The organism is Kitasatospora sp. NBC_00315 (assembly GCF_041435095.1).
In the GTDB taxonomy this organism is placed as follows: Bacteria; Actinomycetota; Actinomycetes; order Streptomycetales; family Streptomycetaceae; genus Kitasatospora.
The window spans coordinates 5,723,305-5,739,970 of record NZ_CP108025.1; the positions used below are offsets into that span (position 1 = coordinate 5,723,305).

Consider the following 16,666-nt stretch of genomic DNA (forward strand, 5'->3'; position numbering starts at 1 on the left):
TGGAGTGAGCGAGAGGGCCGCGCGGGGCGGCGACCCGTGCCGGGCCGCCGTCAGGGGTGCGGTCCCGTACTGAAAAGACCGGTCGGTACCGGCCGGTACCACCGACGACGAGAACGAACGGGGTTGGGTGCGCGGTGCGAGATCCCCAGGCGCTGTACGAGCTGGAGCAGCAGGGTGTGGCGGCCGTGGCCGCCGCGAACGCGGCGCTGGGTGACACCGGGGCGGGCCTGGTGCTGCTGTACCACTTCGAGGGCTTCATGGACGCGGGCGAGGCCGGCGGCCAGGTGAGCGCGCACCTCCTGGAGGAGGGCTCCCCGCAGGTCGTGGCCCGCTTCGACCACGACCGGCTGGTCGACTACCGCGCCCGCCGCCCCGCGATGCTCTTCGACCGCGAGCACTGGGCCTCCTACGACCCGCCGGAGATCCTGCTCCAGCTGGTGCACGACGCCGCCGGCTCGCCCTTCCTGCTGCTCACCGGCCCGGAGCCGGACGTCGAGTGGGAGCGGTTCTCGGCGGCCGTCCGGGAGTTGGCGGAGCGCTTCGAGGTCCGGCTCGCCCTCGACTTCCACGGCATCCCGATGGGCGTGCCGCACACCCGCCCGGTCGGCCTGACCCCGCACGGCAACCGGCTGGACCTCGCCGCCGGCTACCCGCAGTGGTTCGAGCAGGCCCAGGTGCCCGGCAGCGCGCAGGCCCTGCTGGAGTACCGGCTGGCCGAGGCCGGCCACGACGTGCTCGGCTTCGCCGTGCACGTGCCGCACTACGTGGCCCGCTCGGCGTACCCCGCGGCCGCGGTGCTGATCCTGGAGGCCGTCCAGTCGGCCACCGGCCTGGTGCTGCCCGGGCACGCGCTGCGCGAGCGGGTGGGCGAGGTGTACGCGGACATCGAGGAGCAGCTGGCCCAGGGCGACGGCGAACTCCGTTCGGCCATCCGGGGCATGGAGGGCCAGTACGACGCGGTGGCCGGCGCGGAGAGCCGTGACAGCCTGCTCGCCGAGGCCGTCGACCTGCCCTCGGCGGACGAGCTGGGCCGCCGCTTCGAGGAGTTCCTCGCGGAGCACGAGCGGGACGCCGACTGACGTTCCGACCGCCGGCGGCCGGGGCGGCCACCGGCGGTGGTCCCGGGGCCGCCCGCCGGGCCGCCGCGGAGGCCGGCGGCGGGGCCGGGAGTCATCCGGTCGCTCCCGGCCGTTGGGACGCCCGAGGGCGCCGCACGACCGGGGCGGTCCGCCCTCGGACGGACGAGCGCAGGGGGAACGTTGCTGGTGCACAGGCGACCGCGGGCCGGAGCGGCGGCCGCGCTCGCGGGGCTGCTGCTGGCGGTGGGCTGCACGGCCGGGGCGGGCTCGGCCACCCCGCCGCCCGGCCCGTCGGCCACCGCCGTCCGGCCGAGCCCCTCACCGTCGTCACCGGCCGGCCCGTACGTCGCCCTCGGTGACTCGTACACCTCCGGCCTCCAGCTCGAACCACAGGTGGGGGAGCCGAAGGGCTGCGGCCGCTCGGGCGTCGACTACCCCGCCCTGGTGGCCCGAGGGATCGCGTTGAACCCGGCCGACCTCCGGGACGTGAGCTGCAGCGGCGCCCGGGTGGCCGATCTCACCGGCACCCAGCGGACCGCGGACGGGGCCAACCCGCCGCAGCTGGACGCGTTGTCGGCGGCCACCCGGCTGGTGACGCTCGGCATCGGCGGCAACGACGCGGGTTTCATGGACGTCATCACCGTCTGCGCCGAGCAGGGGCTGCTGCGGTCGCTGACCGGCTCCGGCGGTTCGAGCGGTTCGCCGGGCTCGACCGGCCGGTCCCCGGCCGCCGCTCCCTGCCGGGACCACTACGGCTCGGGCGGCGCCGACCAGCTCCGCAGCAGGGTGGACGCGGCGGGGAGGACGCTGGCCGGGGCACTCGGGGAGATCCGTCGGCGGGCCCCTGGGGCCCGGGTGTTCGTGGTCGGGTACCCGGCGCTGCTGCCGGCCGATCCGTCGGGCTGCGCCCAGGAGCTGGGCGGCGTCGTCACCCCTGGGGATCTCGCCTTCCTGGCGGAGAAGGAGCAGCAGCTCAACGCGATGCTCCAGCAGCAGGCGACCGCCGCCGGGGCCGGGTACGTGGACACCGCCGCGCCGTCCGCCGGGCACGACATGTGCGCGGGCGCGGCCCGCTGGATCGAACCGCCGGATCCGGCGCCGGGCCTCGCCGCCGCGCACCCGAACGCGCTCGGCCAGCAGGGGATGGCGGCGGCGGTGCTGGCGGCCGTCCGCGAGGGGTGACGGTCCGGTCGCACGACCGCTCCGGGCCACGGGGCGACCGCCCGGAAATGGGGTGGGGCGCGCCGGCCCCGGGCCGGTGGCGTGCGATCGCGGCCGTCCGCGGGGTCAGGGCACTGACCGCGGACGGCCGCCGGGGGCCTGTCGGGGGCGGGGCTCAGGCCGCCGTCAACCGGGTGGTGTGGACCTCGATGCGCACGTCGTCGTCGTCCAGGCACTCGCCGGTGACCAGGTCGAAGCGCTGCTTGAGCAGCGGCGAGGCGACGTAGACCCGGCCCTCGGGGGTCGAGCCGGTCAGGCCCCGGGAGAGCACGTACGCGCCGGTGAACGGGTCTCGGTTGGCGACGGCGTGGATCCGGCCGAGGTGGTCGCGGAAGACCGCGGCCTGCCGGCCGTCCGGGAGCAGGGCGGCGACGCCGCGCCCCGGGATCAGCTTCGCCAGGTCGCAGACCGGCGCCCAGGCCCGTCCGGCGAGCACCTCGACCCGGGCGGTGGCATCGGCGGCATCGACGGCGACATCGGTGGCAGTGGCGACGGTGGTCATCGGGCCTCCAGCAGGGGCGAGTTGTCGGGGTCGAGGGCGGCGAGGAGCTCGGCCTCGGTGGCGAGCAGGGTGAGGTCGGGCTTGACCTGGCCGCGCTCCGGGGTGAACCGGATGCTCGGGTCGTCGACGCCGGGGGCGTTGACGAAGGAGACGAAGCGGCGCAGCCGGTCCGGGTCGGCCAGCGTGGCGGCCCACTCGTCCTGGTAGTCCGAGACGTGGTTGGCCATCAGGGCCTCCAGCTCGTCGGCGATCCCGAGGGTGTCGTCCACCACCACGTCGCGGACGTGGTCCAGGCCCCCCTCGATCCGCTCCAGCCAGGCGGAGGTGCGCTCCAGCCGGTCGGCGGTGCGGATGTAGAACATCAGGAACCGGTCGATCAGCTTGATCAGCTGGTCGTCGTCGAGGTCCTGCGCGAGCAGGTCGGCGTGCCGGGGGGTGGCGCCGCCGTTGCCGCCGACGTAGAGGTTCCAGCCGTTGGAGGTGGCGATGACGCCGAAGTCCTTGCCTCGGGCCTCGGCGCACTCGCGGGCGCAGCCGGAGACCGCCGACTTGAGCTTGTGGGGGCTGCGCAGGCCCCGGTAGCGCAGCTCCAGGTGGATCGCCATGGCGACCGAGTCCTGGACGCCGTAGCGGCACCAGGTGGAGCCGACGCAGGACTTCACCGTCCGCAGCGACTTCCCGTACGCGTGGCCGGACTCGAAGCCGGCGGCCACCAGCCTGGTCCAGATCAGCGGCAGCTGGTCCACCGTGGCGCCGAAGAGGTCGATCCGCTGCCCGCCGGTGATCTTGGTGTAGAGGCCGAAGTCGCGGGCCACCTCGCCGATCACGATCAGCTTGTCCGGGGTGATCTCGCCGCCCGGGATGCGCGGGACGACCGAGTAGGACCCGTTCTTCTGCAGGTTGGCGAGGAAGTGGTCGTTGGTGTCCTGCAGCGCGGCCTGCTCGCCGTCGAGCACGTGGCCGGAGGCCGCCAGCTCGGGCGCCAGCGACGCGATGATCGAGCCCACGGTCGGCTTGCAGACCTCGCAGCCCTCGCCGCCGAGCCGGCCGTGCTCGGCCAGCAGCCGGCGGTGGGTGTCGATCCGCTTCACCCGGACGATCTCGTACAGCTCGGCGCGGGTCTGGCCGAAGCAGGGGCACAGGCCCTTGTCGACCTCGACGCCGGAGGCCTCCAGCTCGTCGGAGACGATCGTGGTGAGCAGCTTCACGCAGGAGCCGCAGCCGGTACCGGCCTTGGTGCACTTCTTGACCTCGGGCACCGTGGTGCAGTTGTGCTCGGTGACCGCGCCGCGGACCTCGCCCTTGGTGACGTTGTGGCAGTTGCAGACCACCGCGTCGTCCGGCAGCGCCGAGCTGCCCAGCGAGACCGGCGCGCCCATACCGGCGGGCAGCACCAGCGACTCGGCGGGGACGGGCAGCGGGATGCCGGTGCCGGTCAGCGGGCGCAGCGAGGAGTACGCCTCGGCGTCGCCGACCAGGATGCCGCCGAGCAGCGCGCCCTCGGGGGTGACCACCAGCTTCTTGTAGATGCCGGAGCGGGAGTCGGAGTAGACCACGTCCAGGGAGCCGGGGGTGGTGCCGAAGGCGTCGCCGAAGCTGGCCACGTCCACGCCGAGCAGCTTGAGCTTGGTGGAGAGGTCGGCGCCGGTGAACGGCTTCGCGGCCCTGTCGGCCAGCTGGTGGGCGACGGTGGCGGCCATCTCGTAGCCGGGGGCGACCAGGCCGTAGACCCGGCCGTCCACGGCGAGCGCGCACTCGCCGATGGCGAAGACGTTCTCGTCCGAGGTGCGGCAGTGCCCGTCGACCGCGATGCCGCCGCGCTCGCCGACGGTCAGGCCGCAGTCACGGGCCAGCTGGTCGCGGGGGCGGACACCGGCGGAGAAGACCACCAGGTCGGTGTCGAGCGCGCTGCCGTCGGTGAAGGTCATCCCGTTGGCCGTGCCCTCGGCGGACACCGTCACGGCGGTGGTGCCGATGCCGGTGTGCACGACGACGCCCATCTCCTCGATGGTGCGCCGCAGCGCGTCGCCGCCGCCGGTGTCCACCTGGACGGGCATCAGGCGCGGGGCGAACTCGACCACGTGGGTCTCCAGGCCGAGGCCCTTGAGCGCGCCCGCCGCCTCCAGCCCGAGCAGCCCGCCGCCGACCACCGCGCCGACCCGGGAGCCGGCCGCGTACGCCTCGATGGCGTGCAGGTCCTCGATGGTGCGGTAGACGAAGCAGCCCTCGGCGTCCTTGCCGTCCACCGGCGGGACGAAGGGGTAGGAGCCGGTGGCGAGCACCAGGGTGTCGTAGGCGAGGGCGCGGCCGCTCGCGGTGGTGACCACCTTGGCGTCGCGGTCGATCACGGTCGCCGGGTCGGAGAGGTGGATCTCGTAGCCGTGCTTCTCGGCGAAGCCGTCCTCGGCGAGCAGCAGATCCTCGGGGGTCCGGCCGGAGAAGTAGGAGGTGAGGGCGACCCGGTCGTACGCGTGGCGGGGCTCCTCGGCGAGCACGACGACCCGGTAGCGGTCGGCGGCGCCGGCTTCGGCCAGGGCTTCCAGGAAGCGGTGGCCGACCATGCCGTATCCGACCAGGAGAACGGTCGGCTTGGTGGTGGTGGTCATCGGGTCCCTCCGGGGATCGTGCTGCCCAGCGTGGTGGCGGTGAGCAGGTGGAGCGGGTGGGCTGACAGGGCCTCGTCGCCCTCCCAGGTGTGCGCCAGGGTGCCGACGGTGGTCAGGTCGCCCAGCAGGACGCCGCCGACGAGGCGGTCGCCGCCCTCGCCGTCGCGGCGGACGATCACCTTGCGGTAGGTGCCCCGGGCCGCGTCGGCGAGGCGGATCACGCGGTCCTCGGGGGCGGACGGCGCCGTCTCGCCGAAGGCGGCGAGGTCGAGCGGGCCTGCGGTGGCGGAGCCCGCGGTGCCGGTCAGGGTGAGCCGGGTCAGCAGCCGGCTGCCCGCGTAGTCGGCGCCGCCGGCGCCGGCGAGCCGGCGGGCCAGTGCGTCGGCCTGCTCCTGGGCGGGGCCGGCCAGGCCGTAGAGCACGCCCCGGTGCTCGGCGCAGTCGCCCACGGCGTGGATGTGCGGGTCGGTGGTGCGCAGCCGGTCGTCGACCACCACGCCCCGGCGGGTCTCCAGCCCGGCCGCCTCGGCCAGGCCGGTCCGCGGACGGACCCCGACGGCGACGACCAGCAGGTCGGCCTCCAGCCGGAAGCCGTCGGCGAGTTCGACGCCGGTGACAGTGCGCTCCTCGGTCAGGACGGACCGGACCCGGCACTCGGTGTGGACCTCGATGCCGAGGTCGGTCAGGTGCCTGCGCAGCAGCGCGCCGGCCTCGGCGTCGAGGTGGCGCTCCATCAGGTGCTCGCCCTGGTGGGCCAGCACCACCTGGACGCCGCGGGCCGCCAGCGCCCGGGCCGCGCTGACCCCGAGCAGACCGCCGCCGACGACCACGGCCTGCCGCACTCCCGGCAGGTAGCCGTCGATGTCGGTGCAGTCGGCCATGGTGCGGAAGGCGAAGACGCCCCGGGGCAGCTCGTGCCGCGGTCGCGGGTTCCGCGGGAGCCCCCGGCCGGAGACCGCGGGGGAGTCGTCGAACAGTCCGCGCAGCGGCGGCAGAACGGGATTGCTGCCGGTGGCGAGCACCAGATCCCCGTAGGCGATCGCGGAGCCGTCGTCGCAGAGCACCTGGCGCTGCTCCCGGTCGATCCGCACCACCCGGGCGCGGCGCCGCTCGACACCGGGCGGCAGGGCCGCCAGGGCGGCGATCTCGGGAGCGTACCGGCCGGCCAGCACCTCGGCGAGCAGGACCCGGTTGTACGGGGCGTGGTCCTCCTCGGCGAGCAGGACCACCTCGCGTCCGGTGCCGTGCAGGGCGAGCTGCTGGGCCACTCGGTGGCCGGCCATCCCGGCGCCGACGACCACGATGCGGTCCGCTGCGGGAGTGTCGGTCGCTGTCATGTGTATGAGCTTGCGACGCGGGTGTTTCCCGTCCGGAGCCACTCTGTTTCACCGGCGGAACGTTGACCTCAGCGCCGCCGGCGGGCGGGTGTGAGCCCGTGCGGCCCCCGTGTCCGCGCCGCCGGAGCGGTGCGAAGCACCTCCGGCCACGCGACGCGGACGGGCCCTCAGTCGGGCCGGGTCGTGGCCACCAGGGCTACGCTGCGGGCGAGTTCGGCGGCCTGGGACGCGGTGAGGGCGTCGCTGCCGAACAGGAGCCGGTACCACATCGGGCCGTAGACCAGGTCGAGCAGGAACTCGTCGTCCGGGTGGTCGACCTCGCCGCGTTCGCGAGCGCGGGCCAGCAGCTCCCGGACGGCCTCCCGGCGGACGGCGATCAGCCGCTCCCACAGTCGGTCGGCGAACGCCGGGTCCTGCAGGGCCTCGGCGGCCAGCGCCCGGTTGAGGGTGCCGATGACGCCCCGCTGGCCCTCGAAGGTGGCGGTCAGCAGGGCGGTCAGGTCGCCGCGGAGCGACCCGGTGTCGGGCGTGGGCAGGTGGTGGGTGGCGTACCCGGCGAGGGCGTCGAGCACCACTTCGCCCTTGCTGCGGTAGCGGCGGTAGACGGTCTGTTTGGAGACGCCGCTGAGCGCCGCGATGCCCTCCATGCTCAGGCCGCGGTAGCCGTGCTGCTCGGTCAGTTCGACGGCGGCCCGGCGGATGGCTTCGTCGACGGCGGGGTCACGGGGGCGTCCGGTCATGGCGCCCAGTCTAGGGCTTGACATACGGACCGTCTCGTATTGAAATATAAATACGCAACGGACCGTATTGGAATGGGGGATCCCGATGCGAACCACCCGGGCCCTGCCCGCACTCTCAGCCCTGTCCCTGGGGTACTTCACGCTCGGCACCGCCTCCCTGGCCGTCGTCGGCCTGGGCGGACCGATCGGCCACGACCTGCACACCGCTCCCGGCAGTGTCGGCGTCCTGGTCAGCGTCTTCGCGATCACCTTCGCGGTGGTCGCCCCGCTCGCCCCGGCCGTGCTCGGCCGCCTGGACCGTCGTACCGTGCTGCTGCTCGGACTCGCCCTGATGGCCGCCGGGGGAGTGCTCAGCGCCCTCGCCCCGTCCTACGCCGTACTGCTCGTGGCCCGGGTGCTGGCCGGGCTGGGCGGCGCGGTCTTCGGGCCCGCCTCCTCGGCGGTCGGCTCGCTGATCGTCCCCGAGGAGCACCGCTCGCGGGCGCTGGCCACCGTGTTCGCCGGCATGACGGTCGCCGCCGTCCTCGGTGTGCCGCTCTCCGCCTACCTGGGCGACGCGGTCGGCTGGCGCTGGACGCTGGCCGGGGTCGCCGGAGCCACCCTGCTGGCGCTCGCGCTGGTCGCGGCACTGGTGCCGCCCGTCCCGGCGGGAGAGGTGCCCACCGCCGCCGCGTACCGGCGGCTGCTGGCCACCCCGGGCGCCGCGGCGACCGTGCTGACCACCCTGCTCTACATGGCCGCCCAGTTCACCGTCTACGGCGTCGCCGGGGCCTACGTCGCCGCCCGGTTCGGGGCCTCCTCCGGAGCGGTCACCCTGGTGCTCTTCGCCTTCGGCGCGGTCGGTGTGCTCGGCAACGCCTCCGGTGCCAGGATGTCCGCCCGCCTGGGCGGGGCCGTGACGGTCACGCTGACCCAGATCGGCCTCGGCGCCGCCTTCCTGGGGCTGCTCGTGGCACCGCGCTCACTGCCCGCCGCGATCGCGCTCTTCGCCTTCTGGGCCTTCTTCAGCCAGCTCTACCAGGCGCCGCAGCAGGCCCGTCTGATCGCGCTCGGGCCCGGACAGCGCGGCCTGCTGCTGGCCCTCAACGCCTCGATGCTCTACATCGGCATCAGCCTGGGCAGCCTGCTGGCCGGTGCCTTCCTGCCGGTCCTCGGCGCCCGCCCGCTGCCCGCCCTCGGCCTGCTGCCGCTCGTCCTCGCCGGGCTGGCCCACCGGGCCTCCGTCCGCCGTACCCGCACCACCCCCACCACGCCGGCCCCGTTCGCGGCCGGCGCCACCCGAGAAGGAGTCACCCGATGACCAGCACCGCCAGCACCGCCACCGCTAGCACGGACACCACCGCCGGCACGGGCACCACCGCCGGCACGGGCACCACCGCCGGCACGGGCACCACCGCCGGCGCGGACACCACCGCGACGGCCGGTACCGCCGCCGCCCGGGGGCTCGTCCAGGACTACCTGGAGAAGGTCTGGAACCAGGGCCGCACCGACCTGGCCGACCGCTACCTCGCCGCCGACCTCCTGCAGCACAACCCCAACCTGGCCGACGGCCTCGCCCCGCTGACTGCCTTCGTCGACGGCCTGCGGGTGCAGCTCCCCGAGCTGCGCTTCGAACTGCGGCGGCTCGCCGCCGAGGGCGATCTGGTCTTCGCCCACTCGCACTTCACCGCCGCCCCCGGCGACCCGGGCCGCGCCGTCATCGACGTCTTCCGGATCGCGGACGGCCGGATCGCCGAGCACTGGGACCTCAACGAGGCGGTCCCGGAGAGCACCGCGAGCGGCCGCCCGATCGTCTGACCGGCTGTCGACGACAGCTGACAGCCGACAATCGTCAGCTGTCAGCTGTCAGCTGTCAGCTGTCAGTCGTCAGTCGTCAGTCGTCAGTCGCCGGAATCCGCTCCCGCCCGCCCCGCGGCCCGACCGCAGGGCGGGCGGGTGCATCCGGCGGCCCGAGCGGGCGACGGTGTCTCAGACGGGCTCCAGCCGGACCGCGCAGGCCTTGAACTCGGGCATCCGGGAGACCGGGTCCAGCGCCGGGTTGGTGTGGACGTTGGCGCTCCCCGCACCGCCCCAGTGGAACGGCATGAAGACGGTGTCGGGCCGGATCGCGGCGGTCAGCCGGGCGGGGGTGACGGTCCGTCCGCGCCGGCTCACCACCGCGACCTGGTCCCCGTCCCGCACACCCAGCCGCTCGGCGAGCAGCGGGTGCAGCTCGACGAAGGGGCCGGGGGCGGCGGCATTGAGGGCGTCCACCCTGCGGGTCTGCGCGCCGGACTGGTACTGGGCCAGCACCCGCCCGGTGGTCAGCCGTACCGGGTACTGCGCGTCCGGCTCTTCGGCGGCCGGCCGGTGCTGGACGGGGGTGAAGCGGGCCCGGCCGTCCGGGGTGGCGAAGCGGTCCAGGAAGAGCCGGGGGGTGCCGGGGTGCCCGGTGCCCGGGCACGGCCAGAACACGCCCTCCTCGGCCTCGATCCGCTCGTAGCTGATGCCCGCGTAGTCGGCGGCCCCGCCGGCCGAGGCACGGCGCAGCTCGTCGAAGACCTTCTCGGCGTCGGTCGGGAACCCCTCGCCGTGGCCGAGCCTGGCGGCCAGCGCGTGCAGCACCTCCAGGTCGCTGCGCACGCCCCCCGGCGCGTCGACGGCCTTGCGCCGCAGGACGACCCGGCCCTCCAGGTTGGTCATCGTCCCGGTCTCCTCGGCCCACTGGGTGACCGGGAGGACGACGTCGGCGATCGCGGCGGTCTCCGAGAGCACCACGTCGCTCACGGCGAGGAAGTCCAGCGCGCGCAACCGCTCGCCGACGTGCCCGGCGTGCGGTGCGGAGACGACCGGGTTGGAACCCATCAGCAGCAGCGACCGCACCTCCCCGCCGAGCGAGTCCAGCAGCTCGTACGCGCTGCGCCCGGGGCCGGGCAGGTCCCGGGGGTCGACGCCCCAGACGGCGGCCACGTGTGCGCGGGCCGCCGGGTCGTCCAGCTTGCGGTAGCCGGGCAGTTGGTCGGCCTTCTGGCCGTGCTCGCGCCCGCCCTGGCCGTTGCCCTGACCGGTGAGGCAGCCGTACCCGGCGTTCGGGCGGCCCGCGTTGCCGGTGGCCAGACAGAGGTTGATCCAGGCGCTGACCGTGTCGGTGCCCTTGGCCTGCTGCTCGGGGCCGCGCGCGGTGAGCACCATCGCCGTCGCCGCGTCGCAGAACAGCGCCGCGGCCTCGCGCAGCTGGGGCAGTGGTACGCCGGTGACCGCCTCGACGTGCTCCGGCCAGTGCGCCATCGCGGCGGCCCTGGTCTCCTCCCAGCCGGTGGTGCGCGCGGCGATGAACTCCTCGTCGGTGCGGCCGTCGGCGACCACCAGGTGCAGCAGGCCGAGCGCCAGCGCGAGGTCGGTGCCCGGCCGCGGGGCGAGGTGCAGGTCCGCCAGTTCGGCGGTGCGGGTGCGGCGCGGGTCGACGACGATCAGCGTGCCGCCGTTCTCCCGCAGTTCGCGCAGGTAGCGGACGAACGGGGGCATGGTCTCCGCCGGGTTGGCGCCGACCAGGATCACGCAGCCCGCCTGGGGGATGTCCGCCACCGGGAACGGCAGACCGCGGTCCAGGCCGAAGGCCCGTAGGCCGGCGGCCGCCGCCGAGGACATGCAGAACCGGCCGTTGTAGTCGATCGTCGAGGTGCGCAGCACCACCCGGGCGAACTTGCCCAGCAGGTACGCCTTCTCGTTGGTCAGCCCGCCGCCGCCGAACACCCCGACGGCGTCCCGCCCGTGCGCGGCCGCGGTGGCCGCCAGCCGGCCGGCGATCAGGTCCAGTGCCTCGTCCCACCCGGCCGGGCACAGCTCGCCGCCCCGCCGCACCAGCGGAGTGCTCAGCCGGGCGCCCGGAGCCAGCACGGCGGCGGCGTTCGTGCCCTTGCCGCACAGCGCGCCCCGGTTGACCGGGAAGCCGGGGCGCTCGACCACCGTGACCGGGACGGGACCCTCGGCGGCGCGCAGGCCCATGCCGCACTGCAGCGCGCAGTACGGGCAGTGCGTGTCGGTGGTGGCGGCGGCGATGCTCATGGCGCCACCCTGCTACGACGCTGTTTCGCCGCCACGACCCGGGCGTTACGACCGCCTCACACCGGACTCACCCCGGCAGGGCCCGGCTGTGAGGGCCGGGAAACCAGGATTGACCGCCGGGCAACGGCCGGGAAACAGCGACCGGCGACGCTGGTGGCATGACGCCGCCCACCTGGACCTCCAGCTCCTCGGACCTCCTCGACGAGATCTCCCAGCAGTTCGCCTCCCGGTCGGCTGCGCCCTGGTCCGGCCGCCCCGCCACCCGGCCGCCCCGCGTGCTGCACTCGGCCCGCCGCCCGGCGCTGGTGCTGGTGGCGCACGGCTCGCGGGATCCGGCGGCCCTCGCCGAGATCCGCCGGCTGTCGGCCGGCCTGCAGGCCGCCCGCCCGGAACTGGACATCCGCCTGGCCCACCTCGGGCTCAACGCCCCGCTGCTGCCCGACGTCCTGGCGGAGCTGGCCGGCCCGGTCGTGCTGGTGCCGCTGCTGCTCGGCCGCGGCTACCACGCCAAGGTCGACCTGCCCGCCCTGCTGGCGGCGGCGCCGCAGGTCAGCGGCGTGATCACGGCTCCGCTCGGGCCGGATCCGCTGCTCACCGAGGTGCTGGCCGAACGCCTGGCCGAGGCCGGCTGGGCTGATCCGGGCACCGTACGGGAGCGCCACCGGCACGGCCGGGACGCCGTGGTGCTGGCCGCCTCCGGCTCACGGGACCCGGATGCCGCCGCCGACACCGAGGCCCAGGCCCGGCTGCTCGCCGCGCGGCTGCACGTGCCCGTGCTGCCCGGCTACGTCGCGGCGGGCGGTCCCAGCGTCGCCGAGGCCGTCGCCCGCCTCAAGGCCCGGGGCTACCGACGGATCGCGGTCGCCGGGTACTTCACCGCCCCGGGCGACTTCGCCCGGCTGGCCGCCGCGGCCGGGGACTGGCTGACCGGTGCGCCGCTCGGCGCCCACCCGCTGATGGCCCGGCTGGTCCTGGCCCGGTACGAGCAGGTCCGCCTGCGCGTGGCGGCCTGAGCGGCGCGGCCCGAACGGCCCGAACGGCCCGAACGGCTTGTGCAGCCTGTGTGGCCTGTGTGGCCGGAGCCCGGCAGCCCTGGTGGGCCGGGGCGCCCTGTGGGATCGTTTCGCCGTGAACTCCACTGCCGCACAAGGAAAGAAGCCGGTCCGTACCCCTGACGTGCTCCGCTTCGCCGTCGAGCTGATCGCCTGGATCGCCACGCCGTGGGCGCTGGCACCGCACTCGGTGCTGCTCGCCGTGCTGTCGGTGGTCGTCCTGATCGGCCTGCCGACGCTCTTCTCCACCCCGGGCGACAAGCAGCAGGTGCTGGTGCCCGTCCCGGGCGCGGTCACCGTCGCCCTGGTGCTGCTCCAGCTGGCCGCCGCCGTGATCTCCTCCTGGGTCGCCTGGCCGGCGCCGGCCGCGATCCTCGTCGCCGTCCTCGCGGTGGCCTGCGCGGTGGCCGAACTGCCCCGCTGGCGCGGTCTGCTGGCCGGCTGAGCGCGGAACCCGGGCGGTCCGGTCCGGGCGGTCCGGGTGGTCCGGTCCGGGCGCGCGGCCGGGTCTCGGTAGTCCGCAGCCGGCCGGGCGCCGCCCGGCCAGGATTCGCGCCCCGTTCCACGCCCCGTCACGCGCGGCACACCCCCGGTGTCGGAGCACCGGCGTACCGTGGCGTTCATATGGATGACACCGCGTACCGCACCACCGTCCCGAACCCGCCGTCCCCCTACGACGGGGCCGCCGAGGCCCGCTGGGTGCCCGAGCCCGACAAGCGCCCCGGCCGCACCGCCTTCCAGCGCGACCGCGCCCGCGTGCTGCACTCCGCCGCGCTGCGCCGTCTGGCCGGGACGACCCAGGTGGTCGCCCCGATGCGCGCCGACTTCCCCCGGACCAGGCTGACGCACTCGCTGGAGTGCGCCCAGGTCGGCCGCGAGCTCGGCGCGGCGCTCGGCTGCGACCCCGATCTGGTGGAGGCCGGCTGCCTGGCGCACGACATCGGCCACCCGCCGTTCGGCCACACCGGCGAGGAGGCGCTCGACCAGGCCGCCGAGTCCTGCGGCGGTTTCGAGGGAAACGCCCAGTCGCTGCGGATCCTGACCAGGCTGGAGCCCAAGCGCTTCGCCCCGTTCGACGAGACCCCCGCCCGGCTCGCACCCTGGCCGGGCCGCAGCGTCGGCCTCAACCTCAGCCGGGCCGCGCTGGACGCCGCCACCAAGTACCCCTGGGTGCGCGGCCGCAACCCGGCCGATCCGGCCTCCGGCAAGTACGGCGTCTACGCGGACGACCTGCCGGTGTTCCGCTGGCTGCGGGCCGGCTCGCCGACCGGCCGCAAGTGCTTCGAGGCCACCGTCATGGACTGGTCGGACGACGTCGCCTACTCCACCCACGACGTCGAGGACGGTCTGCAGGCCGGCCACATCGACCCGCGGGCGCTGCGCTCCCCGGTCGAGCGCGCCGAACTGTTCAAGGTCGCCGAGCGGTACGCCCCCGACGCCGCCCCCGAGGAGCTCTCGGCGGCGCTGGACCGGCTGCACGCCCAGCTCTGGTGGCCGAGGGAGTACGACGGCTCGGCCCGCGCCCGGGCCGGCCTCAAGGACCTCACCAGCCAGCTGATCGGGCGCTTCTGCCTGGCCGCCGAGCAGGCCACCCGGGCCCGCTACGGCCCGGGCCGGCTCACCCGCTACGCCGCCGAGCTGGTCGTGCCGCGCGACGTGCGGCTGGAGTGCGCGGTGCTCAAGGCGGTGGCCGTCCGGTACGTGATGCAGCGCGACGAGCAGGCGCAGCTGCGCACCCGCCAGCGGATCGTGATCGCCGAGCTGGCCGAGGAGCTGATCCGGCGGGCACCGGACGGCCTGGACGTGGTCTTCGCGGCGCTCCACCAGGAGGCCGAGGACGACCGGGGGGCGCTGCGCGCGGTGATCGACCAGATCGCCACCCTCACCGACGCGTCCGCCCTCGCCCTGCACGCCCGCCTGCTCGGCGCAGCTCACACCTGAGCGGACCCGGAAACGGGTCGCCGGGGCCGTAGACTTCCACAGTGGCCGGGCGGATCAGGGACGAAGACGTGCAGGCGGTGCGCAGCGCGCTGCCCATCGACGTGGTGGTCGGCGACTACGTCCAGCTGACCAACGGCGGCGGGGGCGAGTACAAGGGCGTCTGCCCGTTCCACGACGAGAAGTCGGCGTCGTTCTACGTCAACCCCGCCAAGGGCGTCTTCCACTGCTTCGGCTGCCAGGAGAACGGCGACACCATCGCCTTCCTGATGAAGATCGAGCACTTCACCTTCGCCGAGGCCGTCGAGCGGATGGCCGCCCAGGCCAACATCACCCTGCGCTACGAGGAGGGCGGCTACAACCCCCGCCACCAGCAGGGCGAGCGGACCAGGCTGGTCGAGGCGCACAAGGTGGCCGCCGCGTTCTTCCAGGAGCAGCTGCAGTCGCCGGAGGCCGAGATCGGCCGCGTCTTCCTGGCCGAGCGCGGTTTCGACGCCGAGGCCGCCCGGCACTTCGGCGTCGGCTACGCGCCGGCCGGCTGGGAGCACCTGGTGCGCTACCTGCGCGGCAAGGGCTTCAGCGACAAGGAGATCCTGCTCGGCGGCCTGGCCTCGCAGGGCCAGCGCGGCGGACTGATCGACCGATTCCGCGGCCGGCTGGTCTGGCCGATCCGGGACACCGGCGGCGAGGTGATCGGCTTCGGCGCCCGACGGCTGCGCGAGGACGACAACGGGCCGAAGTACCTCAACACCCCCGAGACGCCGATCTACAAGAAGTCGAACGTCCTGTACGGCATCGACCTGGCCAAGAAGGAGATCGCCAAGTCGGGTCGGGCGGTGGTGGTCGAGGGCTACACCGACGTGATGGCCTGCCACCTCGCCGGGGTCACCTCGGCGGTGGCGACCTGCGGCACGGCGTTCGCCGAGGACCACATCAAGATCATCCGCCGGCTGCTGATGGACACCTCCCAGTACCGGGGCGAGACCGTCTTCACCTTCGACGGCGACGCCGCCGGCCAGAAGGCCGCCCTGCGCGCCTTCGAGGACGACCAGAAGTTCGCCGCCCGCACCTCCATCGCGGTCACCCCCGGTGGCATGGACCCGTGCGAGCTGCGCCTGGCCCAGGGCGACGAGGCGGTTCGCACGCTGATCGACAACCCCGTCCCGCTCTTCGAGTTCGCGCTCAACTCGGCGGTCGCCCGGCACCGGGTCGACACCGCCGAGGGCCGGGCCGCCGCGCTCCAGGAGGCGGCCCCGATCGTCGCCAAGATCAAGGACCGCTCGATCCAGCACGAGTATGCCGTCCAGCTGGCCGGCATGCTGGGCATCCTGGACGAGCAGTTCGTCGTCCGCCGGGTCGGCCAGCTCGCCCGCTGGGACCGCGACAACAAGCAGCAGCAGAACAGCCGCGGCAACGACCGCCAGTTCCGCCGCCCCGACGGTCCGCAGCAGCCGGCCCAGCCCGCCCGCCCGGCCTACCGGCTGAACCCGCGCGACCCGGCCCAGTTCGTCGAGCGCGAGCTGCTCAAGCTCGCCCTGCAGTACCCGGCGCTGGTCAGCCCGACCTTCGACAACTACGGCGAGGACGAGTTCCCCACCCCGCCGTACACCGCCGTGCGCCGCGCGATCGGCCAGGCCGGCGGCGCCGCGTACGGGGCGACCCTGGCGGACTTCACCAAGCACGTCCGCGAGACCGCCCCCGACGACCAGGTGCGCTCCCTGGTGACCGAGCTGATCGTCGAGCCGGTGCGCACCCGGCGCAAGGTCGACGAGATCTACGCGGGGGAGTTCCTGGTCAAGCTGCGCCTCCAGGCGGTGGAGCGCCGGGTCGCCGAGGTCCGCGCCCAGCTCCAGCGGCTGGGCAACCGGGCCGCCCCCGAGGACCTGCACGCGGTGCAGACCGAGCTCTGGCAGCTCCAGCAGTACGGTCAGCAGCTGCGCAGCCGGGGCTCCGCCGCCCTGTAGGCCCCGCCGGGCCCGTCCCGGGCGCTCGCCGGGCCTTGCGCGACCGGCCGGGCCTCGTCGGCCCCCGCAGGGCCCGTCCCGGGCTTCTCCCGCGCCGGAGAAAGTACGCGCACGAGTCTCGGCCGGAGGGTGTGCCGTACCCCACACTGGAGGGCGTCCCACCTCCGACAGCGCGGGTCCGCC

Annotated in this window: 13 protein-coding genes; 8 read left to right on the forward strand and 5 right to left on the reverse strand. The window is 74.8% G+C overall.

All coding sequences use genetic code 11. The features are described from left to right. Positions 1 to 134 precede the first annotated feature (134 nt). Both OG823_RS23840 and OG823_RS23845 read left to right on the forward strand, forming a co-directional pair. Entirely contained in the window at positions 135 to 1,079 is a 945-nt protein-coding gene (locus tag OG823_RS23840) for a PAC2 family protein (RefSeq protein ID WP_371481668.1), read from the forward strand. 186 nt (positions 1,080 to 1,265) lie between these two features. Beyond that, complete coding sequence (locus tag OG823_RS23845; protein ID WP_371481670.1) at positions 1,266 to 2,261, forward strand: SGNH/GDSL hydrolase family protein; 996 nt, start codon at positions 1,266 to 1,268, stop codon at positions 2,259 to 2,261. Between the two features lie 154 nt (positions 2,262 to 2,415). Here the strand turns inward: OG823_RS23845 and nirD are convergent, their stop codons facing one another. From nirD to OG823_RS23865, 4 genes are all read right to left on the reverse strand, one after another. Further along, positions 2,416 to 2,802 carry a nitrite reductase small subunit NirD gene (gene nirD / locus OG823_RS23850; protein ID WP_371481672.1) on the reverse strand — a complete coding sequence of 129 codons (387 nt, stop codon included), beginning with the start codon at positions 2,800 to 2,802 and terminating at the stop codon, positions 2,416 to 2,418. After that, on the reverse strand, positions 2,799 to 5,408 hold the full coding sequence (gene nirB, locus OG823_RS23855) for a nitrite reductase large subunit NirB (protein ID WP_371481674.1): 2,610 nt from the start codon (positions 5,406 to 5,408) through the stop codon (positions 2,799 to 2,801). The genes nirD and nirB overlap by 4 nt, the downstream gene beginning before the upstream one ends. After that, positions 5,405 to 6,745 (reverse strand): NAD(P)/FAD-dependent oxidoreductase, encoded by a 1,341-nt coding sequence (locus OG823_RS23860; protein ID WP_371481676.1) that lies wholly within the window; start codon positions 6,743 to 6,745, stop codon positions 5,405 to 5,407. Before OG823_RS23860 ends, nirB begins: the two co-directional genes overlap by 4 nt. Positions 6,746 to 6,912: 167 nt before the next feature. Further along, positions 6,913 to 7,485 carry a TetR/AcrR family transcriptional regulator gene (locus OG823_RS23865; protein WP_371481678.1) on the reverse strand — a complete coding sequence of 191 codons (573 nt, stop codon included), beginning with the start codon at positions 7,483 to 7,485 and terminating at the stop codon, positions 6,913 to 6,915. Positions 7,486 to 7,570: 85 nt separating this feature from the next. Between OG823_RS23865 and OG823_RS23870 the strand changes: the two genes are divergently transcribed. Then, entirely contained in the window at positions 7,571 to 8,785 is a 1,215-nt protein-coding gene (locus OG823_RS23870; protein WP_371481679.1) for an MFS transporter, read from the forward strand. Beyond that, positions 8,782 to 9,282 carry a nuclear transport factor 2 family protein gene (locus tag OG823_RS23875; protein ID WP_371481681.1) on the forward strand — a complete coding sequence of 167 codons (501 nt, stop codon included), beginning with the start codon at positions 8,782 to 8,784 and terminating at the stop codon, positions 9,280 to 9,282. The genes OG823_RS23870 and OG823_RS23875 overlap by 4 nt, the downstream gene beginning before the upstream one ends. Positions 9,283 to 9,453: 171 nt before the next feature. Here OG823_RS23875 and OG823_RS23880 read toward each other — a convergent pair whose 3' ends face one another. Continuing rightward, positions 9,454 to 11,529, reverse strand: a complete 2,076-nt coding sequence (locus OG823_RS23880) for a molybdopterin oxidoreductase family protein (RefSeq protein WP_371481683.1) — start codon at positions 11,527 to 11,529, stop codon at positions 9,454 to 9,456. 158 nt (positions 11,530 to 11,687) lie between these two features. On the opposite strand from OG823_RS23880, the gene OG823_RS23885 reads away from it, so the two are divergent. From OG823_RS23885 to dnaG, 4 genes are all read left to right on the forward strand, one after another. Continuing rightward, positions 11,688 to 12,542, forward strand: a complete 855-nt coding sequence (locus OG823_RS23885; RefSeq protein WP_371481685.1) for a sirohydrochlorin chelatase — start codon at positions 11,688 to 11,690, stop codon at positions 12,540 to 12,542. A 115-nt stretch (positions 12,543 to 12,657) separates the two neighbouring features. After that, the gene (locus tag OG823_RS23890) at positions 12,658 to 13,026 is read left to right on the forward strand and encodes a hypothetical protein (protein WP_371481687.1); all 369 of its coding nucleotides are present in this window, start codon (positions 12,658 to 12,660) and stop codon (positions 13,024 to 13,026) included. Between the two features lie 179 nt (positions 13,027 to 13,205). Further along, positions 13,206 to 14,522, forward strand: coding sequence for a deoxyguanosinetriphosphate triphosphohydrolase (locus tag OG823_RS23895; RefSeq protein ID WP_371481689.1), 1,317 nt, complete (start codon positions 13,206 to 13,208; stop codon positions 14,520 to 14,522). A 41-nt stretch (positions 14,523 to 14,563) separates the two neighbouring features. Next, entirely contained in the window at positions 14,564 to 16,483 is a 1,920-nt protein-coding gene (gene dnaG, locus OG823_RS23900) for a DNA primase (RefSeq protein WP_371481691.1), read from the forward strand. The last annotated feature ends 183 nt before the right edge of the window (positions 16,484 to 16,666 follow it).

Coding starts and splice junctions, on each gene's coding strand:
- nirD (WP_371481672.1), bottom strand. CDS start 2,802: ATGACCACCGTCGCCACTGCCACCGATGTCGCCGTCGATGCCGCCGAT.
- nirB (WP_371481674.1), bottom strand. CDS start 5,408: ATGACCACCACCACCAAGCCGACCGTTCTCCTGGTCGGATACGGCATG.
- OG823_RS23885 (WP_371481685.1), top strand. CDS start 11,688: ATGACGCCGCCCACCTGGACCTCCAGCTCCTCGGACCTCCTCGACGAG.
- OG823_RS23870 (WP_371481679.1), top strand. CDS start 7,571: ATGCGAACCACCCGGGCCCTGCCCGCACTCTCAGCCCTGTCCCTGGGG.
- OG823_RS23865 (WP_371481678.1), bottom strand. CDS start 7,485: ATGACCGGACGCCCCCGTGACCCCGCCGTCGACGAAGCCATCCGCCGG.
- OG823_RS23860 (WP_371481676.1), bottom strand. CDS start 6,745: ATGACAGCGACCGACACTCCCGCAGCGGACCGCATCGTGGTCGTCGGC.
- OG823_RS23895 (WP_371481689.1), top strand. CDS start 13,206: ATGGATGACACCGCGTACCGCACCACCGTCCCGAACCCGCCGTCCCCC.
- OG823_RS23880 (WP_371481683.1), bottom strand. CDS start 11,529: ATGAGCATCGCCGCCGCCACCACCGACACGCACTGCCCGTACTGCGCG.
- OG823_RS23875 (WP_371481681.1), top strand. CDS start 8,782: ATGACCAGCACCGCCAGCACCGCCACCGCTAGCACGGACACCACCGCC.